The organism is Lactobacillus hominis DSM 23910 = CRBIP 24.179, assembly GCF_000296835.1.
GTDB classification, from domain to species: domain Bacteria; phylum Bacillota; class Bacilli; order Lactobacillales; family Lactobacillaceae; genus Lactobacillus; species Lactobacillus hominis.
Window position 1 is genome coordinate 199,706 of the sequence record NZ_CAKE01000001.1, and the last position, 25,802, is coordinate 225,507.

Annotated in this window: 25 protein-coding genes and 1 pseudogene; 17 read left to right on the forward strand and 9 right to left on the reverse strand. The window is 34.1% G+C overall.

Features of this window, described 5'->3' with window-relative positions; translation table 11 throughout:
* Positions 1 to 101: 101 nt before the first annotated feature.
* Positions 102 to 1,595, reverse strand: a complete 1,494-nt coding sequence (gene cls / locus BN55_RS00925; RefSeq protein WP_008469665.1) for a cardiolipin synthase — start codon at positions 1,593 to 1,595, stop codon at positions 102 to 104.
* Positions 1,596 to 1,725: 130 nt separating this feature from the next.
* Here cls and BN55_RS00930 point away from each other — a divergent pair, with 130 nt between their 5' ends.
* From BN55_RS00930 to BN55_RS00950, 5 genes are all read left to right on the forward strand, one after another.
* The gene (locus BN55_RS00930; RefSeq protein WP_040469067.1) at positions 1,726 to 2,682 is read left to right on the forward strand and encodes a thymidylate synthase; all 957 of its coding nucleotides are present in this window, start codon (positions 1,726 to 1,728) and stop codon (positions 2,680 to 2,682) included.
* 10 nt (positions 2,683 to 2,692) lie between these two features.
* Positions 2,693 to 3,196, forward strand: a complete 504-nt coding sequence (locus BN55_RS00935) for a dihydrofolate reductase (protein WP_008469667.1) — start codon at positions 2,693 to 2,695, stop codon at positions 3,194 to 3,196.
* 218 nt (positions 3,197 to 3,414) lie between these two features.
* Positions 3,415 to 5,817, forward strand: a complete 2,403-nt coding sequence (gene ppsA, locus BN55_RS00940; protein ID WP_008469668.1) for a phosphoenolpyruvate synthase — start codon at positions 3,415 to 3,417, stop codon at positions 5,815 to 5,817.
* 18 nt (positions 5,818 to 5,835) lie between these two features.
* Complete coding sequence (gene rdgB / locus BN55_RS00945) at positions 5,836 to 6,471, forward strand: RdgB/HAM1 family non-canonical purine NTP pyrophosphatase (RefSeq protein ID WP_008469669.1); 636 nt, start codon at positions 5,836 to 5,838, stop codon at positions 6,469 to 6,471.
* A 195-nt stretch (positions 6,472 to 6,666) separates the two neighbouring features.
* On the forward strand, positions 6,667 to 7,680 hold the full coding sequence (locus BN55_RS00950) for an Abi family protein (RefSeq protein WP_008469670.1): 1,014 nt from the start codon (positions 6,667 to 6,669) through the stop codon (positions 7,678 to 7,680).
* 48 nt (positions 7,681 to 7,728) lie between these two features.
* Here the strand turns inward: BN55_RS00950 and BN55_RS10305 are convergent, their stop codons facing one another.
* Entirely contained in the window at positions 7,729 to 7,851 is a 123-nt protein-coding gene (locus BN55_RS10305; RefSeq protein ID WP_008469672.1) for a hypothetical protein, read from the reverse strand.
* Positions 7,852 to 8,092: 241 nt separating this feature from the next.
* Positions 8,093 to 8,908: a hypothetical protein gene (locus BN55_RS00955; RefSeq protein WP_008469673.1), complete on the reverse strand. Its 816-nt coding sequence runs from the start codon at positions 8,906 to 8,908 to the stop codon at positions 8,093 to 8,095.
* Positions 8,909 to 9,071: 163 nt separating this feature from the next.
* On the opposite strand from BN55_RS00955, the gene BN55_RS00960 reads away from it, so the two are divergent.
* The 3 genes from BN55_RS00960 to BN55_RS00970 all read left to right on the forward strand — a co-directional run bounded on the left by BN55_RS00960 (position 9,072) and on the right by BN55_RS00970 (position 10,793).
* Positions 9,072 to 9,803: an ion transporter gene (locus BN55_RS00960; protein ID WP_008469675.1), complete on the forward strand. Its 732-nt coding sequence runs from the start codon at positions 9,072 to 9,074 to the stop codon at positions 9,801 to 9,803.
* Positions 9,804 to 9,902: 99 nt separating this feature from the next.
* Positions 9,903 to 10,343 carry an 8-oxo-dGTP diphosphatase gene (locus BN55_RS00965; protein WP_008469676.1) on the forward strand — a complete coding sequence of 147 codons (441 nt, stop codon included), beginning with the start codon at positions 9,903 to 9,905 and terminating at the stop codon, positions 10,341 to 10,343.
* A gap of 15 nt (positions 10,344 to 10,358) precedes the next feature.
* The gene (locus BN55_RS00970) at positions 10,359 to 10,793 is read left to right on the forward strand and encodes a hypothetical protein (RefSeq protein ID WP_008469677.1); all 435 of its coding nucleotides are present in this window, start codon (positions 10,359 to 10,361) and stop codon (positions 10,791 to 10,793) included.
* 36 nt (positions 10,794 to 10,829) lie between these two features.
* Here BN55_RS00970 and BN55_RS00975 read toward each other — a convergent pair whose 3' ends face one another.
* Positions 10,830 to 11,819, reverse strand: a complete 990-nt coding sequence (locus tag BN55_RS00975) for a Gfo/Idh/MocA family protein (RefSeq protein WP_008469678.1) — start codon at positions 11,817 to 11,819, stop codon at positions 10,830 to 10,832.
* Positions 11,816 to 12,487: a ribose-5-phosphate isomerase A gene (locus BN55_RS00980; protein ID WP_008469679.1), complete on the reverse strand. Its 672-nt coding sequence runs from the start codon at positions 12,485 to 12,487 to the stop codon at positions 11,816 to 11,818. The genes BN55_RS00975 and BN55_RS00980 overlap by 4 nt, the downstream gene beginning before the upstream one ends.
* Before the next feature lie 171 nt (positions 12,488 to 12,658).
* Here BN55_RS00980 and BN55_RS00985 point away from each other — a divergent pair, with 171 nt between their 5' ends.
* From BN55_RS00985 to BN55_RS09900, 5 genes and pseudogenes are all read left to right on the forward strand, one after another.
* Complete coding sequence (locus tag BN55_RS00985; RefSeq protein ID WP_008469680.1) at positions 12,659 to 13,498, forward strand: MurR/RpiR family transcriptional regulator; 840 nt, start codon at positions 12,659 to 12,661, stop codon at positions 13,496 to 13,498.
* A gap of 83 nt (positions 13,499 to 13,581) precedes the next feature.
* Entirely contained in the window at positions 13,582 to 13,905 is a 324-nt protein-coding gene (locus tag BN55_RS00990) for a sterol carrier protein domain-containing protein (RefSeq protein WP_147614484.1), read from the forward strand.
* 20 nt (positions 13,906 to 13,925) lie between these two features.
* Positions 13,926 to 14,819: a hypothetical protein gene (locus BN55_RS00995; protein WP_008469682.1), complete on the forward strand. Its 894-nt coding sequence runs from the start codon at positions 13,926 to 13,928 to the stop codon at positions 14,817 to 14,819.
* Between the two features lie 190 nt (positions 14,820 to 15,009).
* Positions 15,010 to 15,556 (forward strand): annotated as a pseudogene (locus BN55_RS01000) (YagU family protein).
* 122 nt (positions 15,557 to 15,678) lie between these two features.
* Positions 15,679 to 15,846: a hypothetical protein gene (locus BN55_RS09900; RefSeq protein WP_008469688.1), complete on the forward strand. Its 168-nt coding sequence runs from the start codon at positions 15,679 to 15,681 to the stop codon at positions 15,844 to 15,846.
* Between the two features lie 86 nt (positions 15,847 to 15,932).
* On the opposite strand, the gene BN55_RS01005 is transcribed toward BN55_RS09900, so the two are convergent.
* Positions 15,933 to 16,799, reverse strand: coding sequence for an SPFH domain-containing protein (locus BN55_RS01005; RefSeq protein WP_008469691.1), 867 nt, complete (start codon positions 16,797 to 16,799; stop codon positions 15,933 to 15,935).
* A 202-nt stretch (positions 16,800 to 17,001) separates the two neighbouring features.
* Here BN55_RS01005 and BN55_RS01010 point away from each other — a divergent pair, with 202 nt between their 5' ends.
* Complete coding sequence (locus BN55_RS01010) at positions 17,002 to 19,401, forward strand: bifunctional metallophosphatase/5'-nucleotidase (RefSeq protein WP_008469693.1); 2,400 nt, start codon at positions 17,002 to 17,004, stop codon at positions 19,399 to 19,401.
* Between the two features lie 55 nt (positions 19,402 to 19,456).
* Here the strand turns inward: BN55_RS01010 and BN55_RS01015 are convergent, their stop codons facing one another.
* A complete protein-coding gene (locus BN55_RS01015) occupies positions 19,457 to 20,686 on the reverse strand; it encodes an MFS transporter (protein WP_008469694.1) in 1,230 nt (409 codons plus the stop codon).
* A gap of 280 nt (positions 20,687 to 20,966) precedes the next feature.
* Between BN55_RS01015 and BN55_RS01020 the strand changes: the two genes are divergently transcribed.
* Positions 20,967 to 21,191 (forward strand): hypothetical protein, encoded by a 225-nt coding sequence (locus BN55_RS01020; RefSeq protein ID WP_008469695.1) that lies wholly within the window; start codon positions 20,967 to 20,969, stop codon positions 21,189 to 21,191.
* The gene (locus BN55_RS01025; RefSeq protein WP_008469696.1) at positions 21,184 to 21,732 is read left to right on the forward strand and encodes a Fic/DOC family protein; all 549 of its coding nucleotides are present in this window, start codon (positions 21,184 to 21,186) and stop codon (positions 21,730 to 21,732) included. Before BN55_RS01020 ends, BN55_RS01025 begins: the two co-directional genes overlap by 8 nt.
* A 32-nt stretch (positions 21,733 to 21,764) precedes the next feature.
* Here the strand turns inward: BN55_RS01025 and BN55_RS01030 are convergent, their stop codons facing one another.
* Positions 21,765 to 23,120 carry an aspartate kinase gene (locus BN55_RS01030; RefSeq protein ID WP_008469697.1) on the reverse strand — a complete coding sequence of 452 codons (1,356 nt, stop codon included), beginning with the start codon at positions 23,118 to 23,120 and terminating at the stop codon, positions 21,765 to 21,767.
* Positions 23,121 to 23,206: 86 nt separating this feature from the next.
* On the opposite strand from BN55_RS01030, the gene BN55_RS01035 reads away from it, so the two are divergent.
* Entirely contained in the window at positions 23,207 to 24,265 is a 1,059-nt protein-coding gene (locus tag BN55_RS01035; RefSeq protein WP_008469699.1) for an aspartate-semialdehyde dehydrogenase, read from the forward strand.
* Between the two features lie 29 nt (positions 24,266 to 24,294).
* Here BN55_RS01035 and thrC read toward each other — a convergent pair whose 3' ends face one another.
* Positions 24,295 to 25,782, reverse strand: a complete 1,488-nt coding sequence (gene thrC, locus BN55_RS01040) for a threonine synthase (protein ID WP_008469701.1) — start codon at positions 25,780 to 25,782, stop codon at positions 24,295 to 24,297.
* Positions 25,783 to 25,802: the final 20 nt, after the last annotated feature.

The window sequence follows — 25,802 nt, forward strand, 5'->3', positions numbered from 1 at the left end:
AACTGAAGTAGAATTAGTCGGAATAAAACGCCACTAATCAATTTTAGTGCAAACTAAAAAAGTCCTCCCTTGTGGGATGGCTTTTTTGTCTATATGTTCGATTAAAGAATAGGCGAGAGCAATCTTGAGAAGTATTGCTTAAATTTGCGCCATTTTGATTGCTGGTCAAAGTATTCATTTGTCAGCAAAGTTGATTCTTCAATATCTTTTTCAAATATTTCTTTTAATTCTTTTGTTAATTGCGGACTATAACAAAAGGCATTAACTTCAAAGTTCAATCGGTATGATCTAAAGTCTTGGTTGGCTGATCCAACTGAAGCAATATCTGATCCAGAAACCATAGTCTTGGCATGAATAAAGCCACTGTCATATTTATAGATCTTGAGGCCTTGCTTAGTTAAGTACTTAGCATAATACTCTGTTGCCCGATAGACAAAAGGATGGTCTGCCATACATGGAATCATGATTCGTACGTCTACGCCGCTTTTTGAGGCAATGACTAGACTTTCTAAAATTGGATCACCAGGAATCAAGTAAGGCGTTTGAATGTAGACGTATTTTTGCGCCTGGGCGATGATTTCTTCATAACCGCGTTGAATTGCTAAATTTGCATTGTCAGGACCCGAGGCTACAATTTGCATTGCTACAGAGTTAGGATCTTTACGATCCCAGTCGAGTTTGAAGTTCTTAATTTCGTCATCGATGTCGATTTGCGCAACATGCGACTTACGACAAGAAGTATTCCAATCCATCGTAAAGCGCACTTCCATCATGGCAGCTGATTGTCCAACGACTCTTAAATGAGTATCGCGCCAGTGACCAAATTTTTTGCTTTGATCAACATACTGGTCGCCGATATTGAAACCACCGATATAGCCGATCTTATGGTCAATGATCACTAATTTTCTGTGTAAATGATAGTTATAGCGAGGGGTAGTGTACCAGTGATTGGATGAGTCAGAAATAAATGGTTGAGCCAAACCGCCTAATTCACGCAACTTATTAAAAAAGCTAGGTTTTGTTCCGTGCGAACCACTAGTATCATACAAAACACGGACATTAACTTTACGCTGTGCTGCTTTTTCTAAAGCTGCCAAAACTCGCTTGCCTAAGCTATCTGCATAAAAAGTATAAAATTCAATATTAATTGTATCTTTTGCCTGATTAATATTATCAATCAGATTATCAAATAACTTCGGTCCATCGATAAAAGTTTCAACGCTATTATCAATCGTTAAAATTGCATCATCGTTATTCAAATTTAGCTCAACTAGTCGCCGACTGCGCATGTTTTGATCCAGGCTTGGCAACAAGTCGTGCGCATCTAGCATTTGTCTTTGCTGCTTTAAAAAGTGATCGCGAATCTTTTCTTGTTCCTGCTTGATAATGAAAATCTTATCATGCGACAACTGTCTTCCTACAAGTAAATACAAAATAAAGCCGATATAGGGCAGACCGATTAAGACGAGTAACCATGCCCAAGTCGAAGCGATATCGCGATGCGAGCGAAAGACGGTCCAGACAGCGAAGATGACGTTAATAATCCATAAAATTTCAACGATTCTACGAACCATGTCCCAAGTTAGCACTAGCATTTTCTATAAAACTCCTTTAACAGTAATCAACCTATTTTAACATAACTAAATTTTTACAAAATTAGTTTTGTATTTACCAAGCTCGCTAATCTATGTTAGGTTATTTTTATAGCTTTTTTGCTGGAGGAAAATTATGATACTTGAACAACCTTATTTAGATTTATTAAATACGATTATGACGCAAGGACATGATAAGCAGGACCGCACTGGCGTGGGAACACGCAGTATTTTCGGTGCGCAAATGCGTTTTGATTTGAGTCAAGGATTTCCGGTTTTAACTACTAAGAAGGTTCCATTTGGTTTAATTAAGAGTGAATTGCTTTGGTTTTTACATGGCGATACTAACATTAAGTTTTTACTAGAACACAACAACCATATTTGGGATGAATGGGCTTTTAAAAATTGGGTGACTAGTCCAGAATATCAAGGACCTGATATGACCGACTTTGGTCTTCGCGCATCTAGTGATCCCGAATTTAATGAAATTTATCAAAAAGAGCTAAAAAAATTCGACGATTGCATTTTAAATGATGACTCTTTTGCTCAAAAATACGGTAATTTAGGAGATGTTTATGGTGTGCAATGGCGTCATTGGCAAAAACGCGATGGTGGTTTTATTGATCAAATTCAAAATGTGATTGACCAAATTAAAAAGACACCTTATTCGCGTAGACTCATTGTGACGGCTTGGAATCCGGAAGATGTACCAAATTCTGTCCTTCCTCCGTGCCACGTACTGTTTCAATTTTATGTAAATAATAGTAAACTTAGCTGCCAGTTATACCAACGCTCAGGCGATATGTTTTTAGGCGTGCCATTCAATGTTGCTAGCTATTCTTTATTAATACATTTAATTGCACGCGAAACTGGACTTGAAGTCGGCGAATTCGTCCATACTTTAGGCGATGCTCATATTTATCAAAATCACTTTGAACAAGTGAAAAAACAGCTTTCTCGTAAGCCACTTGATGCACCAAAGCTATGGCTTAATCCAGATAAAAAGACGATTGATGAATTTACTATGAAAGATATTAAGTTAATAGATTACAAGCATGCTGGTGCTTTGCATGCACCCGTTGCAGTTTAGGAGCAGTCCAATGATTAAGATGATTTGGGCGCAAGATTTGCAGCGCAATATCGGCTATCAGGGCAAGATTGCGTGGTATTTGCCAGCCGATTTACAGCATTTTAAGAAAGAAACTTTAGGTCATGTCATGGTGATGGGGAGTAAGACTTTTACGAGCCTACCTAAAGTTTTACCTAAAAGAAAGCATTATGTTTTAACCCATCATCCCGAAAAATATGATCAAATTAAAGATAATCCCCAAGTAAAGATTTTTACCGACTTAGCCGAATTAAAGAATGCCGTGCAAGAAATAAACGATGATGTTTATGTGATTGGTGGCAGGACAATCTTTGATCAATTTATGGATTTGGCCGATGAATTAATTGTGACGCAGATTGATTCTACATTTAAAGGCGATGTCAAGGCTAGCCAGATTGACATGAATAAATTTAAGGTTATTGATCGAGAATTTTATCAACGCGATGAAAAAAATAAATATGACTATGAAATAATTAAATATCAAAAATTGGTCTAGTTTAAAGATGATTTATTGAAAAATAAATCATCTTTTTTTATTTCACAATTTATTGCTTTTAGCTTTGATAAATCAGGTTAAATAACACCGCAATATAGGTAATTTATAGAATTGATGAATACATTTTGGTTGACTTTATTTCACAAATGAGTAAATATATACATGTAGTGTATGAAAGCGTATACACAAAAATGGTATAGTTACTAGGAGAATGAATAATGGTTTTAAAGAATAAAGCATACGTGCTTTGGTTTGACGATTTAAAGCGTAATGATGTTGCTCTAGTTGGTGGAAAAGCCTCATCGCTTGGGGAATTAACTTCGGGTACCGACGTTCCAGTTCCTTATGGCTTTTCAACTACGGCAAATGCTTATCGCTACTTTATGGAAGCGACCGGCTGCAACAAGCGCGTTAATGAATTATTAGCTGGTTTAAAAGATATTGAAAATTCTGACGAATTGCATAGTGTTTGTAAAAAGATTCGTCGTATTATTGTTGATAGCAATATGCCAGCTGATTTAGCTCGCTATATTGGCGATGCTTATGATGAACTCGCAATCAAAATGCACGTTAATGAACCTTTTGTGGCTGTGCGTTCAAGTGCAACTGCCGAAGATTTACCAGATGCATCGTTTGCAGGCCAGCAAGATACTTACTTAAACGTCCATGGCCGTAAAGAAGTCATTCAAAAAGTTAAGGAGTGTTACGCTTCGTTATTTACTGATCGCGCTACATATTACCGGATTAAAAAGCACTTCCCACAAGAAAAAGTCGCCTTAGCTGCTGCCGTTCAAATGATGGCCTTTTCTAAAGCAGCCGGCGTTATGTTCACCGTTAATGTTGCTACTGGCGACGATACCAAGGTCATGATTGAAGGATCTTGGGGTTTAGGAGAATATATTGTTCAAGGAACGGTAACACCAGACAATTATGTCGTCGATAAAAAGACGATGAAAATTGTTAAAAAGACAATCAATAATAAAAATATTGAATTAGTGCGTCTGCCAGATGGTGGCGTCGAGCAAAAAGATGTTTCATCAAGTCGCGCTAAGATGCCTGCCTTAAGTGATGAACAAATTCTAGCATTAGCTAATTACGCTAAACAAATTGAAAAACATTACGGCTGCTATATGGATATGGAGTGGTCGTTAGATCAAAATGATAAGTTGTGGCTTGTGCAAGCACGGCCTGAAACCGTTTGGTCACAAAAAAATAAAGCTAAAAATGAAGATAATGACAAAGCGAAAGAATCTGAGCAAGATAATGTCACATCCAGCGATGCAAAAGTTATCCTGCGTGGTCTTCCTGCAAGTCCTGGCTTGGTTTCTGGCAAAGTTCATGTGATTGACGATCCAAAAGATATTGATCAATTTCAAAAAGGCGAGATCTTAGTTACCTTGATGACTTCACCTGATTGGGTTCCAGCTATGAAAAAAGCTACTGCAATTATCACTAATAACGGTGGGATGACTTGTCACGCTGCAATAGTATCTCGTGAAATGCAAATTCCATGTTTAGTAGGTACAGCTAGCCGTGGAGTTAAAGCAACTTCGGTTTTAGAAAATGGTCAAACAGTAACTGTTGATGCAAAAGACGGCGTAGTTTATGACGGTCTAATACAAGATTTGGTTCAACCCAAAGATGAAAAGCCTGCTCAAACGCCGGTAAAAGAATATTTTGCCCCAACAGCAACAGGCGTCATGATGAATTTAGGCGATCCTGAATTAGCTGCAAAATATGCAGATTTGCCAGCCGATGGAATTGGCTTGATGCGCGAAGAATTTTTATGGACAACTTATATTCACCAGCATCCCTTATATCTTATTGAAACAGGGCATCCAGAACGCGTCGTCAACGAACTTGCTAATGGGATTGCCAAAGTAGCCCGGGCAATGGAACCACGACCAGTAGTTTTGCGTTTTTCTGATTTTAAGTCAGGCGAATACCGCAATCTAAAGGGCGGAGAAAAATATGAACCGCACGAACCAGCGGACTTACTTGGCTGGCGGGGAGCATCGCGGTATTATGATCCAAAATATATTGAAGCCTTTAAGCTAGAGCTGCAAGCAGTTAAGAAAGTTCGTAATGAATATGGCTTAAAGAACTTGAACGTGATGATTCCATTTTGCCGGACTGTTCAAGAAGCTAAGAAAGTCACGGAATTAATGGCAGAAAATGGCCTAGTTAGAAATGAAGACTTCAAGATTTATATGATGGCAGAAATTCCATCAAATATCATTTTGGCCGATCAATTTAACCAATATGTCGATGGCTATTCAATTGGTTCAAACGACCTCACGATGCTTATTTTGGGGTGTGATCGCAATAATGATACTGTTTCTAACTTATTTGACGAAAGAAATCTAGCAGTTAAACGTGCAATAGCTCACTTGATTAAGACAGCTCATAAAGATGGCAAGACAGTTTCAATTTGCGGCCAAGCACCATCAGAATATCCAGAGTTTACTCAATTTTTGGTAAAACAGGGTATCGATTATGTTTCAGTAAATCCAGATATGGTTAAGACCACCAAGCGCAACGTGGCTCATTATGAACAGAGAATTTTGCTTGATAAGGCCACTGGACGCGGATTAATTTCAAGCGAAGATTATACATGGTAATTTAAGGAGAATTAAGCAATGGAAAAGTTATTATACGCAACTTATAACAACAATAAAGTGGCAGAAGTACAAGATATTTTAGATGAATTTGATACTGATATTGAATTAGTTTCTTTAAATGATTTTGATAATGTACCAGAATTTGTCGAAAATGAAACGACATTTTTAGATAATGCAAAAGACAAGGCTCATAAATATGCGCAATTTTCGGGGATGCCAACTTTGGCAGAAAGTTCCGGACTTTGTGTTGATCATCTAAATGGAGCACCTGGTGTATTTTCTTATAGATATGCTGGTCAAGCTCATAATGATGCAAGAAATAACGCTAAGCTCTTGGCAGCAATGGGCGGGGTTGCAAGTGCAAAAAGAAATGCGCAGCTTTATACAGCATTAGTTATTTCTTGGCCAGATAGCGATGATGATTTAATTAGTGCAGGCACGATCAAAGGCGAGATTATGACTTATCCGCACGGCGAACAAAACTATGGTTATGATCCATTATTCATGGTGCCAGAATTGGGTAAAACTTTAGGTGAAATGTCAATTGCCGAGAAAAACAGCGTTTCTCACAGAGGACAAGCATTCACTAAGATGGTGCAAGAATTGCCAATGTGGTGGAATCGCCATGTTAGTGCAATGTCGATTGAAAGATAAAAAGTAATTTAGTAAAAAGTTTTTAGGATTCTCTCATTTAAAAAGAACTGATTTTTTGTATCAGTTCTTTTTATTTTTGATTAAAAAATAAAAATTCTAGACATAATTAAAAAGATATGTATAATATTAATTAGATCATACCTTCGCAATGACGGATTTATCCATCAGCGGAGGTTTTTTTATGGAGAAATTAATATGGAACAACATCTTTCATATGAAGAACAGCTTCTTTTGTTTAAGCAGAGGGGAGTAGAAGGAATTGACCCTACAAACTCTGATTTTAATAAACAGATTAAAACTTTAAAGGTACTTGGGTATTATAAATTAAAGCAATATGCAATTCCTTTTTGGAATAAAGAAGAAAATAAATATCAGAAGATTACATATAATAATTTGGTAAAAAGATATTATAGAGATCAACAGCTTAAACAAGCGATATTTCAATCAATAAGCGATATTGAAACGGCATTAAATAATGAAATATCTTATATTCTTGGACGAGACGACCCATATTTATATTTGACATTTGAATATTGGTGCCAAACTAGAGGTTATAACAGGCATATAGGGTCTAGTATTAATAAATATAAATTAAAAAATGAGGAACTAAAATTCTTGTCTCAATTGCAGAAACAAGTTCGGAAATCAAATTATATTGATATTCAAAAGTTTGAAAGCAGTAGGGAATTTGAAGTTTTCCCACCCATTTGGCTATCAGTGAATACTTTAACTTTTGGTCAGAGTATTTATTTGGTTAAACTGATGAAACCTCAGAATAAACAGATTATTAGTAAACACTTTTTTCATCAAGACGTAAATAAATTGATTAATGATTTAGAATTATTGAATTTGATTCGAAATATCTGTTGTCATAATGGAGATTTGGTTGATATTTCATTAAAAACTATGCCCAAAATTCCAGCAAGATATAAACAGTATCTCAATATGAATGGAGATAATTATCCCCATAAGCTCGCTGTAGTTATTTTAATTTTAATTGATCTAATGTATTCAGTGAATGAAAAATATAATTTTAAGAAATTACAAAACATCTTAGTTGGATTATGTAAGCTCACTAATAAAAAAGATGCCTATCTTGCTAAAAAAATGGGTTTTAAGAATATAGCTTCTATAAGCGGATTAACTTCCACGTTTAAAAATCCTAGAATAACAACTTTCTATCCCAAAGATGGATATATTTACAATTAATAATAGTTTAGAAAAATGTAGCTAAAAGTCTAGTTTAATATTAGGCTTTTAATTTTTCTTTTTAAAAATCAGATTAGTCATTTTAATTTTAATTTCTTTAACTAAATCAGAACTATCTTGATGAATTGAAAGACCGACATCAAGATTTAATTTATCTTCAGGTAAATCCATAATATTAAACTTCTTACTTTTGTCTAAATACGGCAAAACATCTTTTAAAACGATGGCAATGCCATTATTCGTCAAGAAAAGGTTTATGCAATCTTAGACCAAGAAATTATTGATAAGTTCGCTGAAGATAAATTACCACGTAGCTTAAAGCCATTATCTGATCGCACTAAGCTAGATAAATTGAAAAATAGCAAGATAAAACTCTCAATAAAAAATGCTAGTCAGTTACGACTAGCATTTTTTATCTGCCAAATAATTGTTCAATATCATTAATCATCTTTTGGAAAGTATTTTGCAAACTTTGTAAAAATTGATTTTGATTATTTTTCATCTCATTAATTGCAGAATCAGCCTGACTTGGATTATTTTTAATTGAGTCAATGGTTGAACCCAATTGATTAATTTGATTTTGCAAAGCTTGATTATTAGAAGCATTATTTTTTAATTCTTGGTTTTGCTGTTTTAGATTATCAAGCTGGCTTTGCAATTGTTGCTTATCATTATTTTCTTTGTACTGATTTACCGCATCTTTCAAATCATTTGTTTGTTTTTGCAGCTGTTTATTTTGCTGAGATAAATCATCTAGCTTATCATTAGTATTATTTAAGGCATTAGTTTGAGCTTGCTGATTTTGAACTTCATCGTTATGGGCTTGGCACGCTGAAATGCCAAAGAAAATTAAGAACACCAAGACGATGACGCCGATAATAATCCAGATAGTTTTCTTCTTTTTCTTAGGTTGCGGACTTACTGGCTGGCGATTAATTTGTTTTTGCGGTGCTTGATTTTGAATTTGTTGATTTTCCGCTCTGACCCAAGCTTGAACTTGTTTAGTAGCATATTCATTATTTGCGCCAACAGCAGTAATTACGATCGTATAAACGCCTGCAGTGTTTGGATTTACTGCTTTTTTATTGATACTGACATGGTCAGTTAAAATGTTTTGTCCATTTTGAGTAACGGTTAAGCCGAGTTGATTAATAATATCTTGGTCAGAAAGTTCTTGACCTAAGGGCCAATTAATGGAAGTAGCTGTTGTATTTATTTGAAGTGTCATAAATTTCAATCCTTTACTGAGTTACTGTAAATTCTAACTTCATTATACAAATAATTTGATTACAAACGAAGTGAATAGCTAATTTGAGATAATTTTTATAAGAAATGTAAGAATAGATTTGCTTAGTGTAAAATGGTAAAAGATCGACTACAAGGAGCAAAATATGAAAAAGCAGATTATATATGATTGGAGTATGGCAATTTTAGCCGTTTTTTCAATAATTATAGTTGTTTTAGATTATGCAAAAGTGTTAAATATCAATTCTGGAATCTGGATGTGGGTTGATAATAGTATTTTAGTAATTTTTACGATTGATTATTTTGTAAGATTTACTCTTGCAAAAAATAAAAAAACTTTCTTCAAAGAAAACATTTTTGATCTTTTATCTATCATTCCAGTCAGTGGTTTATTTGCTTTCTTTAGAATTGCGCGGATTTCCAGAGCCGCTCGTTTGGTTCGTTTGCTACGATTATTTAGGTTAGTAGGACTTGCCGGAAAACTTAAAAAGTTTCTCCATACAAATGGATTAATTTACTGGATATATTTGAGTTTAGCTTTATTAATCATCGGAGCTGGAGCATATTCGATTACTGAAGATGCATCTCTAGGTCAATCTTTTTGGTGGGCTATAGCTACTGCCACAACAGTAGGATATGGTGATATTTCTCCCCATACTTTGGTTGGAAAAATTGTGGCTTTAATTTTAATGTTAGTAGGAATTGGTGTTATTGGGATGCTGACGAGTTCAATTACGACTTATTTTGTTAAAAATAATGATGATCAAGATTCAATTCAACAAGAAAAGCTAGATAAGATAATTGACGAGCTGGATAAAATTAAAACGCAAAATGCTGAATTACGAAGAGAAATCAACCTTTTGAAAAATAATAAGTAATATATCTAAATAATTCACAAAACATGCTGATCCAATCTAGACAAATGCAGTATTTTCCTTTAACATGGATAAAACGTATTACAAAAGAAGGCAAAATCAATGAGCAGAACTGAACCCGTAACTTTGACAAACATGTGCATGATCGAACAAGACGGTCGCATTTTAGCGATTGATCGTAAAGACCCGGTCTGGCCTGGTTTAACTTTTCCAGGCGGTCATGTTGAAGATCACGAGTCTTTTCACGATTCAGTTGTCCGCGAGATAAAAGAAGAGACCAATTTAACAATCAAAAATCCACGTCTGGTTGGAGTAAAGCAATTTTACGATCATGAAGACCATCGCTATATCGTCTTTTTTTACAAGGCAAGTGAATTTTCAGGAGAAGTTAAATCTTCTGAAGAAGGCAAGTTAATTTGGGTTACTAAAGAAGAATTAATGCAAAGAAAACTAGCCTATAATTTTGATCATGATTTGCCAGTATTTTTTGATGAAAATATCAGCGAACATCTCTTAGATGCTGCACGCGATGAATTATTTTAAAGAAGGAATGACTTAATGAAGATTAGCAATCGACAATTTCAATTATTGAAAAAGCGATTTATCTTGTCTTATATTATTGCTGAAATATTATTCTTGATTGGTGGAATAATCTATATTAGATCTCAGAATTTTCTCGGAGCTGGGATCATCGGCTTAGGTGCCTTGTTTTTCACTTATGCTTGGATTATGAGAAACCAAAAAGGCTACAAAATCTTGCGTCGTGAGTTTGATAATGTCTTGTCGATTAGAGAATTGATGGCGCAATACGGTAGAAATAGTGTCATTGGTGGTTTAGCCTTTCTTACGGCACTTTTGTTAGGAGTGGTTTATTGCGTAAATAACTTTGTAACTCACAATTGGCCGGAAACGATTTTATTTGTGATTGCATTTTACTTGGTGCAAGATTTGCGTAGCTATTTTAGAGTAAATTATAAACTTGGTGACGAATAAAGGATCAGCCTAATTAGGTTGATCCTTTTAAAATGCTTATTTTTCTTCATCAAATGGATATTTCATACCCCAGGAAGTTCTTACGCTGGTTAAGATATGGGCAACATCATGCGACATTTCTAATTGACCTTCATCGTGTCCTTGTTCAACATAGCGCTGCATATCACGAACTTCATATTCCAAAGCTTTAGAACTATCGCCAGCAGTGATAGTTTCGTGCGTTTCTTCATGTGCACTAGCAGTGTAGGTAATTTCAGTTTGTGTAGCTCTAGGATATTGGTTAATTTCGACATATCCTTTAGTTCCAGAAACAACACCACGTTTAGGTTGTTTTGCTCGCATGGAGAGGGCCATAACTGCCATTTGGTCTTTAGTATTTTTCAAAATGATTCCAGATTGTTCGTCAACGCCAGTTTCAAAGAATTTAACAGTAGTTAAAATACTCTCTGGTGCTTCGTCTAAGAAGGTTCTAGCAAATGCAGTTGCGTAGCCACCGATATCAAGTAATGCGCCACCAGCTAAATCTTTGTTAAAGAACCGGTTATTTGGGTCGTAATCTTTTAGCGAACCAAAGTTAACCTGGATCATTTTGATTTGACCTAATTTTCCGGCTTTAATCAAATCTAGCACCTTTTTATAAATTGGCATGTGATAAAGAGTAAATCCTTCAGTTAAAATTAAGCCTTTTTCTTGAGCTAATTTTTCTACTTCATCGAATTGACGTGCATTTACGGTGATTGCTTTTTCCGCAAAGACATGTTTTCCAGCATTTAAAGCTTTTTTGATGTATTCATAGTGGAAAGTATGAGGAGTAGCGATATAAACAATATCCACGTTTGGATCATTGATCATTTCATCAGGATTGGTGTAGAATTTTTGAACATGCTTTTCTTTGGTAAATTGCTTTAAAGATTCTTCATTAGGATTAGCTACCGCATAAATTTCACCGTTGACTGCGTTTAAAGCATCAGCCATATCATGTGCAATCCAGCCCGTACCAATAATTCCCCAATTGTATTTTTTCATTTTAAATCACCTTTCTTTATTTCAATAGCATTATCATCTTGCATCGTAATTAAACTTGTTACCAGATTTTTAAAATACGACGTAGAAAGTACGCCATTTTGACTGCATAATATTTGATCAATATCAGAAATATTTTTCCAATCTTGACTATAGACATCAATTAATAAGTTGCCGTTTTTGGTATAAGCATAATCAGAAATTGCTTGATCTAAACGAATTTCAGCCTTTAAATTCATTTTTTTGCATAGATTTAAAATTTGAATTCTACTGTCAAAAGCAACTTCTGAGCAAAGCTGAATTTTATTTGATAGAGTAGGAACAATTCGCTTTTTGGGTAAAAGTAGGATATATTGACCGCTTTTTTGCGCAGCCAATTTTTCAAAATAATGAATTCCGCCTTTGCTCTTTAATGCATTTAGCTGATAATTGACGCTGTCGCAGCCATCAAATGCAATATCTATCTCGTCAACTTCTTGAATTGGCTTAACTTGAAGTCCCAATTCTTTACATTTAATAATTGTCAGCTCAGAAGGAGAGTAGAGATTGAGATTATATTCTGGATGAGTTGCAATTTCTTTAACTAAGTTAAAAACATTACTTCCTCCGCCTAAGCTGACAATAGAATTAGGTTCTATTTTTGAAAAAGCTAATGAACTAATTGTTGTCATAAAACCACCTTTAAAAATGTTTTCACAGTTTGTATAAATGATAAAATAATTTACATAAATAATATTAGGATGAAAATAATTTTATATCAATAAATAAAATTACACAGATCGAATTTTTATGAAAATATTTTACAAAATGATATACTTATTCTATAAGCAAAGGAGAAAATTATGGCAGGAATTATTGATGATCTTTATAGTAAATTACCAACTTTATCAGCCAGTGATCAAAAAATAGCGCAGGTAATTTTGAATGAACCAGCTGCAGTGGTTAATTATTCAATATCTCAACTTGCTAAAAAAGCGCAGGTAAGCGATGCGTCCGTGACGCGTTTTTGCCATAATTTGGGATTGATTGGCTTTCATGATTTAAAAATAAAATTGGCTCAAACTTCGAATGAAGAAAAAAGCGTCTCGCTACAAGAAATTGGGCAAGACAATTTGAGTTCTGCCCTAAAAAAAATAGCAGCTAACAAAATTAGCGAAGTTAAAGCAACTTTAGAAAATGTTTCTAATGAAGAATTGAAGCAAGTTTTGAAGTTGCTCAAAAATAGTCGAGTTGTACAAGTTAGCGCGGAAGGAGATACATATCCAGTTGCTTCAGATGCGGTATTTAAATTTAACCAAATCGGTATTTTTGCCATGGATTCTGGAGGAAGCGTTGAAACAGCCATTGCTCAAACGATGAATTTGGGTAAGCAGGATTGTTTATTGCTGATTTCAAATTCTGGAGAAGCTGCAGGGCTTTTGAAACAGATTAAGCAGGCTAAAAAGAAAGGTATGAAAATTATTTCGATAACTAATCGGGATGATTCGCCAATCGCTTTGAAGTCAGATTTTCACTTGCGCACTGCGGTTAGACAGAGTGTTTTGCAGAGTCAATACTATTTTTCACGAGTAGCTGCATTCACGATGATTGAAGCATTATTTTTGTTATTAATTGCGCAAGATAACAAAACGATTGACAATATTAAAGAGCATGAGAGAATTATTTCTAATCAGAAGATTTGATTGTAAACTTACGCTAATAGATTTCTAAAGCAGGTGAACAAAGATGCTATTAAACAATGATCAAGAAACTTTAAAGCAAGTTTATGATGACTAGAATTATTAATATGAAGCAGGTTTTGCAAAGCATGCAGCTAATTAATGAAGAAAATTTAGTTATTAAAATCAGCGGGGATGAGATTATTGAAGAAAATAATGGCATCTGGAAACTAACTAAACAAAATAATAAAATTTGGGTAGGAAAAAGTAATGCTCAACCAGATTATGCGGCATCTTTAACTAACTGGACTAAAGTCTTGTTAGGATATTTAACTTTGAAACAAGCAGTAGAATTGAATTTTGTTAAGCAATATCATAAAGTACCTAATGATTTTGTTAAGGGAGAAGTTTCGTTTTATGATTATTTCTAAGAAAAATAGAGGTAAGATTTATGCGCAGAGTTTTAAGCAATCTTGGTAGCGATGAAAGACATACTTTTAGAGCTCAATTTGGTAAATACGGGTATAAGAGATTTCATGATCCGATTAAGGGCGTACTTTATAGTCCGACTATGGTTGTTCGTAATGTTGAAATTATCGATGATCCTAGTAAGCCAACTGGAGTGACAGACCATTTATGGCTTAATTTGACAAAGAGTTTTTCCGATTTAGGTTTGCTTGAGCCAGGCGATATTATTCAATTTAATGGACGCGTCGCTCAATATACGAAAGGCTACGGTTCAACTTCAGTGGTTGATTATAAATTAACTTATCCAAGTAAGGTAATTTTACAGAATCAGCGCGAGACTTTACCAATTCCTAAAGATCATACAGCACTCATTGGGATGATTATGAATTTGAATTATGATTTTTATAAAGTGCAAAAAAGACCATTAGTGCCATTTTTTATGGATGCTTTTAAGAAATGGCAAGAAAGTCAAATTAAGACATTACCAATTGAGTGTCATGAAGGCAATAGCTATGAAAGTGACTTGGGCTATGATGCGCTGAATTATAAACAAGAAATGAAAGAACTTGAAGCTAAAAAGCAAGCCCAGCAAGAAGCCAATAATGAAAACGAAGCCGAAGGTATAGAATTTTTGAAATCTCATAAACTCTGGCTTGATGAATTAAAAAAGTTGGCTAGTGAAAATGAGAATAAAATTTCAAACCGAATTTTGACGCAATTTTTACAAGAAAAGACCGAATCTAAGAAGCAGTTAATGGAGATACGTGTGAAAATTAGGGCTGCGGTCAAGTCTGACTGGTTCGAATCGCAATTAAATGATGAAAATAAAACATTAAGTCCACTAGAATTATTGGCTAAAAAGCTAAATTCCAGATAATATCAAAATATATGGGCTTTATTAGATGAAATTAATCCTATTTATGTTACAATAATTTATGGAATAAACTAAACATAACGACGAAAGACGAGTTGAAGCTCGTCTTTTTGCTTTTCTTCGAAAAGATTTGACATTTACTTTCAAAATTTTATACCAATCTTTAGTTTTAGAAAAAGAGGGAAGTTACAAAATGGATTTTTCGAAGAAAGCATCGTCATGGCACGTTTTTGGTAAAAGTGTCTGGGTCGGTTTCATTGCTGGTATGATTTCAGGAATGGTTAAGATCGGCTGGGAGAAGATTTTACCACCTAGAACTTTGCAAAGAGATGTGGTAAACCCACCACAACGTATGCTTCAACAAATGGGAGCTTCTTATGATTTTACTCATGCTTATGTAATCTACAACACTAATCAAAAAGTATTCTGGGTTGCATTGATCTTGCATTTTAGCTTTTCAATATTTTTTTGCATGGCTTTTGATTTACATGGTGCAGTTTAAGAAGACTTCATGGGCTGGTCTTTGGCAAGGTGCTTTCTATGGATTTTTGATCTGGGTAGTATGGCACTTATCCTTAATGCCAATCCTTGGAACTACTCCAGCTCCTTGGCAAATGCCATTTGCGGAACACTTTTCAGAATTTTTCGGTCACTTAATTTGGGGTTGGTCAATTGCTGCCGTTGGTTACTATATGATTGCTAAGCAAAAAGTCCAAACCTTGACCAATCAATATTGGTAAAATTAATTACTAAAATCGAGCATTTTTGCTCGATTTTTTATTTAAAAAATAAAAAAGGCGACTTTTCGTGTACTTAGTTATAGAGAATAAATTTCTCAATTATTTATCAAACGAGGTATTACATGAAGCCGCAAATAAATACTCCATGGTTCGGTTTTACTGAAGATGAAGTTTTTGGCTGGGTGATGGAAGATAAGAAGTTCTGTCGTCATATTTTACAGATTATTTTGCCGGATATTAAAATTTCTAAAGTTGAAAATCTTTATCTGCAAAAACAAGATGATAAATAAAGTAGTTAAGTAAATATAAGTTTTTAGGGTAAAAGAAAAAGATTAACTTCAGTACATTTGAAGTTAATCTTTTTTCGTATCTCGAATTAATTATTACTTTGGTCCCAAACTTTTTTAACAGCTGGGATTTTACCTAAATCTGTAATATCATCTTTATCAACGACAATTAAGTTGTTAGGTCCTTGAGCTAAATGATTAAAACTATCAAGGCTTTGGTTTTTGAAGTAACCATCGCCCGCATTGTTTAATGCTTCTTGTAGTTTATCGATTCGATAAGAATCAGCGTCGGCCTGCGTTCTGACAGCTTCGGCGTTTGCCTTAGCAGTAGCAACTAGAGCGTCGTTTTTTGCTTTAGTAGTTAATTCAATATTTCTTGCTTCACCTTCAGCGCGAGCAATAGCAGCAGTCTTTTCACGATCGGCGGTTAATTGCTTATCCATTGCCTTTTGAATTTCTGGACTAGGGAGCAACTCGTCAACGTTAACACGGACAACACGAATACCGTAGATATCAGTTAAATCGCCGATTGCCGCAGAAAGTTGGGCGTTGATTTCACTAGTTGAACCAAGTGCTTCGTTTAACTCCATACGACCAATGATGTCACGCAAGTGTCCACGAATTAATTGGACCATCGATTCCACCGAATCAGTGTTGTTATAGAAATACTTGTAAGCATCAGTTACTAGATAATTAAGGGTCAGGCTCGTAGTAATTTCAGCATTGTCTTTAGTGATAATACGGTATTTAGAAATCTCGAGTGGTTGAAGAGCAAGACTCACTTTTCTCAAACTTTGAAAAATCGGCCAAATAAAAACAAGGCCTGCTTTGACAGTGCGTGAATATTTACCTAAAGTTTCAACTAAACCAACATAATTTTGTGGTACGATACGTAAACGGCACAAAATATAAACAATGACAAGTGCGATAATAATTCCAACGATAAGATATGTCATAATAGTCCCTCCAATAAATTGAATTTGATGATATTATCTACTATTTGATTAGAAAAGAAAAGATAATTTAGAAAAATATTTTTATTTATTATTTTACTTAAATACGAACAAAATTTATTATTGCATTATAATTATTTAGATTTATACTAAAATTATCGATTAAGCGTATTAGTCGTTTGATGGGATCAAAAAGGAGATAATAATGCAAAATAACCATCGTCGTCATCTAAGTCGTGTTGTAATTAGTCTTGCTTCATCGGCATTATTAGGATTATTTCTAACTAGTAATCAAAATATTGTTCATGCTGATTCAGTACAGGAAAACAACGCAAGTCTTCAAAACTCGAGCTCTGTTAAGGTATATACAAACCAAGATCGACAGTCAAAGCCGAACAATGATTATTGGAAAGACCCAGCAAATTATAAAGATGATGTTCCTGTTCAATTTTTAGGCATCAATGATTTACATGGAAACATTGATACTACTTCTAGAGCATTCGTGGGTCATAAGATGTATCAAGATGCAGGTAACGCTGCACGTTTAGCTAGTTATTTGAATAATGCAGAAAATGATTTTAAAACTAAAAATCCTAATGGTACTACGTTTCGTGTAGAAGCAGGAGATATGGTGGGAGCATCTCCCGCAACTTCTTCATTGCTTCAAGATGAGCCAACGATGAAATCACTCAAAGCAATGGGAATAAACATTGGTACTTTAGGAAATCACGAATTTGATGAAGGATTAGATGAGTTTCACAGAATTGTTGTTGGAAATGCTCCAGAAAAGGGAAAATACAATCAAGTTGAACAAGATTATCCTCATGAAAATTCTGGTCTACAAATTGTTGTATCAAATTTAGTAAATAAATCTGACGGTCAAGTACCTTTTGGCTGGAAACCTTATCTAATTAAAGAAATTAACGATAATGGCAAAAAAGTTAAAGTTGGTTTCATTGGAATTGAAACAACTGATTTAGATAAGCTGACTTTTGCTAAAAATATTAAAGATTATACTGTCTTAGATGAAGCTGACTCGATTGCAAAATATGATAAAATTTTGCAAGATCAAGGCGTACATGCAATTGTGGTTTTAGCTCATACAGCAGTTTCAACATATAAAGGAAAAACGAGTGGCGACGCAGTAGATATTTTGCAAAAATTATATCGCATTGCACCAAATAACTCAGTTGACTTGTATATTGCAGCGCATTCTCATCAATATGCAAACGGCACTGTAGGACATACGAAGATTGTTCAAGCGGATAAGTTCTCAATGGCTTATGATGACGCTATTGGCTATATCGATCCTAAAACTGATGATTTTGTTAGAGGTAGTTTGGTAACTCATGTTTATCCAGTTATGTCAGAAAAAGATGATCCCCAAACTCAGGCAGATCCTAAAGTAGCTGCAATTATTAAAGATGCCCAACAAAGAACTGCTAAAATTACTGAAGCTTCAGTTGGGAAAGCAGCTAGTGCTCAAGATATTACCACAACGATTAATGCTAGTCGAGAAAGTAGTATAGGTGACTTAGTAGTTGATGCGCAACTTTCTGAAGCACATCGCATGGGAATTGCAGCTGATTTTGCTATAACTAATGGTGGTGGCGTCAGGAGCAATTTAAAAGTTGAAAGCGACGGTACGATTAAATGGAAATCAGCTCAAGCTGTACAACCATTTAACAATCAAATTCAAGTTTTTGAATTAACTGGTAAGCAAATTGAAACTTTACTTAATTCCCAATATATAGGCACTGGTGAAAGATACTATTTAGTTAGTGGAATGAAGTATGTCTATACTGATAATGCGGATCCTCATCAAAGTCACAAGGTTGCTGTAATGTATGATAGCCATGGAAATAAGCTTGATTTAAATAAGACTTATCGTGTAATTACTAGCAATTATCTTGTTGATTCTACTAAAGAATTAAAGGGTGCAAAAAAGGTAGCTGATGTTGGTGTAGATACGGATTTGTTTGTAGATTATTTTAAACATCAAACAGCTGCTGGCAATTTAATCAAAGCTCCAGTGTTAGACAGAGAAGAATATGTTTCTGTCGAAAAGGCAGCTGAATTAATCGCTCAAGGGCAAGAACAAGAAAGTAAAAATACTCAAGCCGAAGAAACTCAACCAGTTGTTGACCACTTGACTGAAAAGGTACAAGAGAGATCTGTGTATTTACCAGTAATTCATCAAAACAAAAATTGGAAGATTCGCTTATTAGACCAAAATGGTAGATACCTAAATCAATTTTTAGATACAGATCAAGTAATTAAGATAAGCGGACATAAGATGATCGATGGGCGAGAATTTTATCAAATTGCTGGAAGTGATGCTTGGATTCCTAGCCAATTTGTAGTTTCTGCACAAGATGAAACTAAAGTATCTGCAATTGGATATATTCCAGTCTTAACTAATCATCCAACTTGGAAAATAAGATTAGTTGATGTACAAGGTCATTATGTAAATCAATACTTATCGACAAAAACTTATTGGAAAGTTTTTGCTAAAAAGATTATTAATGGACAATTGCATTATCGTCTAGGTAATCAGAGACAATGGATTCCGGCAAAGTATTTGCAATTAATACATGAAATTTAAATTTTTGATATGAGAAAAGGCATCCCTTTATGTGTTAAAAGGGATGCCTTTTGATTTATCTATTCTTTATAAAAATCAAAAAGTAAAAGAATGCTGTGATTACTTCAGCAATTCCTTGCATTAAAATAGCTTCAGTTGCGCTGTAATGCTGGACAATAATTCCGCCTAGAAATGAGCCTAAAGGAATCATACAATTAATGATACTAGTGTTAATTGTTTCAATACGACCTAAAATTTGAGAATCAAAACTTTCTTGAACTAGCACCTTAAAATTAATATTCATCATACTAATCCAGACGGAACTTGATACAAATAAGATTAAAATCCAGCTGAATAAGAGCTTGGCTAAAATCGCTTGCAGAATAACTGAAATACCAGCAAGTAATAAAGATAAAGTTACGAATTCCTCTAATTTTTCTTTTCCAAAATTAAAATGCTGGATGATAATACTTCTTAAAATTCCACCAAGAGAGCAAGCGAATTCAATCATTCCATAGCCACTTGCATTTTTAGAAATAAAATTGCTAGCAAAATACGGTAAACCAACCGAAGCAATACCGTAAAACAAATTTGTGATAGCAAATGGCAAGATAAGAGCCAAAATTCGATCTTCATTTTTTAGCGTTTTCCAGCCAGTTATAAGATCTTTCAAATAATTGTCAGCAAAGTAATCGGATGTTTGCTTAAATAACTTCTTTGGCAAAAAAAGCTTACTATAAAATGCCAGTGCTATTGCAAAAATTAAAGCTGATATGACCATTGTATTATTAATTGATAAATATGTGATCAATAAGGTTGCTAGAGAATCTAAAAATAAGTCTAATGTCTGGTAGGTCATTTGAAAGATTCCGTTGATCTTGATTAGTTGATTGCGATCAGTAATTACTGGTAGGATTTTTTCTTCGCTTGGATAAATAAGAGTTGAACCAATTGTTGAAAAAATATATGTGATAATTAGTCCGACAATAATAAAAATATTTTGCTCATTTTTATTTAAGAAAAATCCAACTGTAATAAAACTGAATAAGATTTGAAAAGCAGTCACATATTGAAGTAAACGCTTAATATAGATACGATCTATTAGTGGGCCGAAAACAAAAGCCATCATGTCAATTGTTGAATCGGCTATAAATACTAAGGATAAGACGATAGGCGAATGAAAGTGTACTTTAAAATACCAAAGAATCGTCATATAAAATAGTGAATCAGCAATATTTGTGGCTATTCGGCCAGCTAGAAGATTAGCAACATTTGAATTATTTTTTGCAATTAATTTTTTAAACATTTTCCCGTTCCTTTTCTTAATACTTTGACGCGTATTTCTGAAAGTTAGGGAAAAGTTATCTATTTAATTTTAGTTAACAAACCCCAAACCTTCAGAAAATTCGGGGTTGAGCCTTAAGTAGAGCTTGACGGTTAAAAGAAAGAAATTTAACCGTAAGCTTAACGCTAAGTGATCATTGTTAAACACTTAAATTTGCATCTCCTATTTAAAAATTGTTTTTATTATAGCATTATGAGTTGAATTATAATAGAAGAAAATAATCCTAAAGTAGGTACTGAAATTGGTAAATAAACTAAAAATTGACAGTAAAAATCAAGTAATTCAAGGAGTAAAAATACTAGATAAAATACTCTTTCAAAAAGTCCGCTTTGCCGTGCAAAATAATCATCTGGAAGGTTGGAATCCAACACAATCTGAAATTAGTCAATTAGTTGAAAAATCCCAGATAAAAGATTCAAGCTTAGAAACTGATTTTAACAAAATTTTTGGAGAAAATAATGAGTGATTGGATTTCAGAAACGCTTTATGACAATGGAACTTTAATTAATAAATTGGGGATTAAAGATAAAGCGCAATTAGCGCAAAAAGAATTTGAAATTACGGCTCAAAGAGAAATTTTTCTGTTAGATCAAAGACTCAAAATAAACTCAATTAATGATTTAAATAAGATCCATGAATTTTTGTTTTCGCCATTATATGATTGGGCTGGAAAATTGCGTCCGGGTAATTTTGCTAAAGGAAATACTGTCTTTTTTGACTACAGCCGTTTTAGCTATGCTCAAGAAGATATAGATCATATACTTTTGATGCAAAGAAAAAAACGCAATCTTGAAACAAAAGATTACGCTGAATTGATGGATTTGATTAATTATATGCATCCTTTTAGAGAGGGGAATGGTAGAAGTACACGGTTGTTTTTGCAATGCTATGCTTATCAGCATGGTCAATTAATTGATTATCCTTTGAGCAATGATGGACTAATTGCTGCACTTAATGAAGCTGATACTGATAAGATTGCTGAATTAATAAGGTTAGAAATACCTTAGCAACTGTTTTTCGTTCTTATTTTTAAGAAGTTTTACTTAAAAAATGTTTTATAAATAGTTCGAATCACTTCTTCAGAGTCTTGTCGTCTTGTACCAATCATAATTGAAATTTGAGATGCACCTTGGTTAATCATTTTAATTGAGATGTTTTTTTGACCTAATGGATAAAGGATACTTGCACAAAGACTTAACTTATCTTGCATTCCTTCGCCAACAACCATTGTGATTGCATAGTCATCAATCCACTGCATCTGGTCGGGATTAAGAGAAAGCTGGATTTCATTGCAAATTTGATCAATCAATTCTGCATTAAGATCCTCCTTTTTAAAAATAATGGTGATATCGTCAATTCCTGATGGCATATGTTCATAGGCAACTTTATGATGATCTAGAATTTGTAAAATTTTTAAGGTAAATCCGGCTCCTTTATTAAGCAAATATTTGTGTAAGTAAAGAGCAGAGAAATTTTTTCCTCCCGCAATTCCAGTAATTGTATGCTGAGCTTTGAAGTTAGTTTCAGGTACAATCATTGTTCCTGGTTTTTCAGGATGCTGAGTGTTTTTTACATTAACGGGGATTTGCGCTTGAATAGCAGGTATTAAAGCTTCGTCATGAAAAACTGAAAAGCCAGCATAAGAAAGTTCGCGCATTTCACGGTAGGTCATTTTACTGATTGGTTCAGGATTAGAAACTATTGCTGGATTGGCTGAAAAAATAGCATCAACATCAGTGAAGTTTTCATATAGCCCAGCATTAAAGCCTCTTGCTAAAATCGCTCCCGTAATATCTGATCCACCGCGTGAAAAAGTTGCAATATTACCTGAAGGGGCAATGCCATAAAAACCTGGGAAGATTATTTTTTCATCTGGATCAATTATTAAATTGCGAAGATTTACATAAGTTTCCGGGTTGACTGTGGCATCATTAGGAGTGCCTGTGACAATTAAACCAGCTTGTCTTGGCGTAACAAGACGAGCTTTGAAGCCTTGACTTTTCATGATAAGAGTTAAAAGTTTGGCGTTAAGCAGTTCTCCGTGGGCCTTAAAAGAAGCCAATAAGTAATCGCGATTAGGATAAGCTTGATTTGGAAGGGCATTAATTAATGTCTTTATTTCGTCAAGATCTTGAACAGTTAAATTAAAATGCTCTCCAATTTCTGCGTAACGTTCAAAGATTCGTGTCTGGATTTCGCTATAGTTTTGTTTTTCTAGAGTAAGATTGGCATACTTAATTAAAAGATCGGTAACTTTTGTATCTGCCTTATTTCTTTTTCCAGGCGCAGATACAACTACGACTTGACGCTTATCATCGCTTTTTAAAATATTGATTACTTGAGCAATTTTGGGCCCTGAGGCTACAGAACTACCACCAAATTTAACTACTTTCATAAAAATTAATATCCTCTCTAGAAAATTTTAGTTGACTTATATTATGCATCATTATAACCTACAAATAAACGAAATGAGGGTAGATTATGAAAAAAGAATTTACAGTAGCTATCTTAGGCGCAACTGGCTTAGTTGGACAGCGAATAATTAAGCAATTAGAACAATCGACTATTCCAGTTAAAAAAGTAAAATTTTTGGCATCTAAAAGATCAGCAGGAAAAAAGTTGAAATTTAATGATCAAGATGTAGAAGTTGAAGAAACTACACCGAATTCTTTTTCAGGTGTTGATATAGTGCTGTCTTCAGCTGGTGGTGCAGTTTCAAAAAAGTTTTTACCAGAAGCTGTTAAAAGAGGTAGTGTCTGTATAGATAATACCAGCGCTTTTAGAATGAATCCTGAAGTGCCCTTGATTGTACCAGAAGTTAATGGAGAAGAAATTAAACATCATCATGGTATTATTGCTAATCCAAACTGCTTAACGATTCAGATGGTAATGGCTCTAAAACCAATGATGGATAGTTTTGGCTTAAAGCGCGTAATTGTATCTACATATCAAGCTGCCTCTGGAGCAGGACATGCGGCTTTAGAAGAATTGTTTAAAGAAGCTAAGGATTATATGGCAGGTAAAGATATTAGAAAAGAAGCTAAAATTTTACCCACATCTAGTGATAAAAAACATTATCCATTAGCTTTTAATTTATTGCCTCAAATCGATGTCTTTGAAGATGATGGCTATAGTCATGAGGAATGGAAAATGATTCATGAAACTAAGAAAATTCTACTTAATGATATGAATGCATCTGATATTAAAGTAACTGCTACTTGTGTACGTGTTCCAGTTGAGATTTCGCATGGGGAAAGCGTCTATTTTGAATTAGGGAATAAAAATGTCACTGTGGCCGATTTAGAGAAAGTATTAAAAGATTTTCCTGGAGTTCAAGTACAAAATGATTTTAGAAAGCAGGAATACCCACAACCTCTAAATGCTGTAGGTAGTAACGATACATTCGTTGGACGAATTAGACCAGACTTAGAAACACCTGGTGCTTTTAATATGTGGGTGGTAGCTGATAATTTATTAAAAGGTGCTGCTGGAAATACAGTTCAAATTGCTGAAAAATTAGTTGCTAATAATTGGTTTTAAAAAAGATGAGTTTTAAAAACTCATCTTTTTTAGAGGTTTAAGATATTCAATAAAGTATCTTTCATCTGATTAGCTTCAATTATTTGTTCTTGATAATTACCATTTTGAATTAAGTTATGTACATTGCCCTGAAAATCTTCTTTTAAATAATTATTCAATTCTTGGATAGCAGGGATTCCTTTCTGCTTAACTTCTTTTTCAGTAAGAGCATGAAAGACTGTTTCAGGGAATTTATATGGACTTGCAGTTGACACAATTATAGTTGGCGTTTTATCATGAGTGTTTTTTTGATACTGCTTAGTCACAAATGATGCAACAGCTGTATGAGGATCTATTGTATAACGATCTTTATCATAGATACGCTTAATTTCATCTTCAACTTCTTTTTCAGAAGCAAAACCGGCCGCAAAAATCTGATCTAATTTTTCTTTTACAGTAGAATTTACTGTATATTTTCCATTGGCATTCAGGTTATTCATTAATTTGGCAAGTTCATTAGAATCTTCATCATAAAGATCAAATAAAAGTCGTTCTAAATTGCTTGAAACCAAAATATCCATCGCTGGAGAATTAGTTAAATAAAATTTACGTCGACGATCATAAGTACCAGTTTTGAAAAAATCAGTTAGTACATTATTTTGGTCAGATGCACAAATCAGTTTATTGATTGGTAAACCTAATTTTTTAGCATAATAACCTGCTAGAATATCCCCAAAGTTTCCGGTGGGGACGCTGAAATTTATTTTCTGCCCAGATCGGATGTTGCATTTTTTGAATAATTGAACATAGCTATAAAAGTAATAGACAATTTGCGGAATTAATCTTCCAATATTCATTGAATTTGCTGAAGAAAACTGTAATTTGTTTAAATTTAATTTCTCAACTAATTCATGATTATTAAAAATCTTTTTGACATTGCTTTGTGCGTCATCAAAGTTTCCTTTGATAGCAATTGCAGTTAAATTATTGCCTTTAAGAGCAAGCATTTGTCTTAATTGTACGGGACTTACACCGCCATAAGGATAAAAAACGATAACATGAGTGTGATCTTGTCCTTTAAAGCCACTCATGGCAGCTCCGCCTGTGTCACCTGAAGTGGCCGTTAAGATGATAATATCAGAATCAACTTGCTTAATATTGATCGCTTTATTCATTAAACGAGGAAGAACTTGTAAGGCAATATCTTTAAAAGCCAAGGTAGGGCCATGAAAGAGTTCTAAATAAAAATTATCTGCATGATTTACAATTTTGACAATTTCTTGAGTATCCCATTGCTTGTCATAGGATTGATCAACAATTCCAGCAAGTTGTTCATTTGAAAAATCGTCAAAGAAAGTAGCTAGAATCTTTTTTGCCATTTCTTGGTAGGATAGGTTTTTAAATTTATTTAAATCAAAAATAGGGTGAGGAAAAGCAACTGGAACAAAAAGACCACCTTCGGGAGATAGACCTTGGATTATCGCTGTTGGTGCATCTAGTTGATAATTTAAGTTAGCACGTGTACTACGGTATTTCATAAATTAACTCCTTGTATCAT

Coding starts and splice junctions, on each gene's coding strand:
- cls (WP_008469665.1), bottom strand. CDS start 1,595: ATGCTAGTGCTAACTTGGGACATGGTTCGTAGAATCGTTGAAATTTTA.
- BN55_RS00935 (WP_008469667.1), top strand. CDS start 2,693: ATGATTAAGATGATTTGGGCGCAAGATTTGCAGCGCAATATCGGCTAT.
- ppsA (WP_008469668.1), top strand. CDS start 3,415: ATGGTTTTAAAGAATAAAGCATACGTGCTTTGGTTTGACGATTTAAAG.
- rdgB (WP_008469669.1), top strand. CDS start 5,836: ATGGAAAAGTTATTATACGCAACTTATAACAACAATAAAGTGGCAGAA.
- BN55_RS00950 (WP_008469670.1), top strand. CDS start 6,667: ATGGAACAACATCTTTCATATGAAGAACAGCTTCTTTTGTTTAAGCAG.
- BN55_RS10305 (WP_008469672.1), bottom strand. CDS start 7,851: ATGGATTTACCTGAAGATAAATTAAATCTTGATGTCGGTCTTTCAATT.
- BN55_RS00955 (WP_008469673.1), bottom strand. CDS start 8,908: ATGACACTTCAAATAAATACAACAGCTACTTCCATTAATTGGCCCTTA.
- BN55_RS00960 (WP_008469675.1), top strand. CDS start 9,072: ATGAAAAAGCAGATTATATATGATTGGAGTATGGCAATTTTAGCCGTT.
- BN55_RS00965 (WP_008469676.1), top strand. CDS start 9,903: ATGAGCAGAACTGAACCCGTAACTTTGACAAACATGTGCATGATCGAA.
- BN55_RS00970 (WP_008469677.1), top strand. CDS start 10,359: ATGAAGATTAGCAATCGACAATTTCAATTATTGAAAAAGCGATTTATC.
- BN55_RS00975 (WP_008469678.1), bottom strand. CDS start 11,819: ATGAAAAAATACAATTGGGGAATTATTGGTACGGGCTGGATTGCACAT.
- BN55_RS00980 (WP_008469679.1), bottom strand. CDS start 12,487: ATGACAACAATTAGTTCATTAGCTTTTTCAAAAATAGAACCTAATTCT.
- BN55_RS00985 (WP_008469680.1), top strand. CDS start 12,659: ATGGCAGGAATTATTGATGATCTTTATAGTAAATTACCAACTTTATCA.
- BN55_RS00990 (WP_147614484.1), top strand. CDS start 13,582: ATGATGACTAGAATTATTAATATGAAGCAGGTTTTGCAAAGCATGCAG.
- BN55_RS00995 (WP_008469682.1), top strand. CDS start 13,926: ATGCGCAGAGTTTTAAGCAATCTTGGTAGCGATGAAAGACATACTTTT.
- BN55_RS09900 (WP_008469688.1), top strand. CDS start 15,679: ATGAAGCCGCAAATAAATACTCCATGGTTCGGTTTTACTGAAGATGAA.
- BN55_RS01005 (WP_008469691.1), bottom strand. CDS start 16,799: ATGACATATCTTATCGTTGGAATTATTATCGCACTTGTCATTGTTTAT.
- BN55_RS01010 (WP_008469693.1), top strand. CDS start 17,002: ATGCAAAATAACCATCGTCGTCATCTAAGTCGTGTTGTAATTAGTCTT.
- BN55_RS01015 (WP_008469694.1), bottom strand. CDS start 20,686: ATGTTTAAAAAATTAATTGCAAAAAATAATTCAAATGTTGCTAATCTT.
- BN55_RS01025 (WP_008469696.1), top strand. CDS start 21,184: ATGAGTGATTGGATTTCAGAAACGCTTTATGACAATGGAACTTTAATT.
- BN55_RS01030 (WP_008469697.1), bottom strand. CDS start 23,120: ATGAAAGTAGTTAAATTTGGTGGTAGTTCTGTAGCCTCAGGGCCCAAA.
- BN55_RS01035 (WP_008469699.1), top strand. CDS start 23,207: ATGAAAAAAGAATTTACAGTAGCTATCTTAGGCGCAACTGGCTTAGTT.
- thrC (WP_008469701.1), bottom strand. CDS start 25,782: ATGAAATACCGTAGTACACGTGCTAACTTAAATTATCAACTAGATGCA.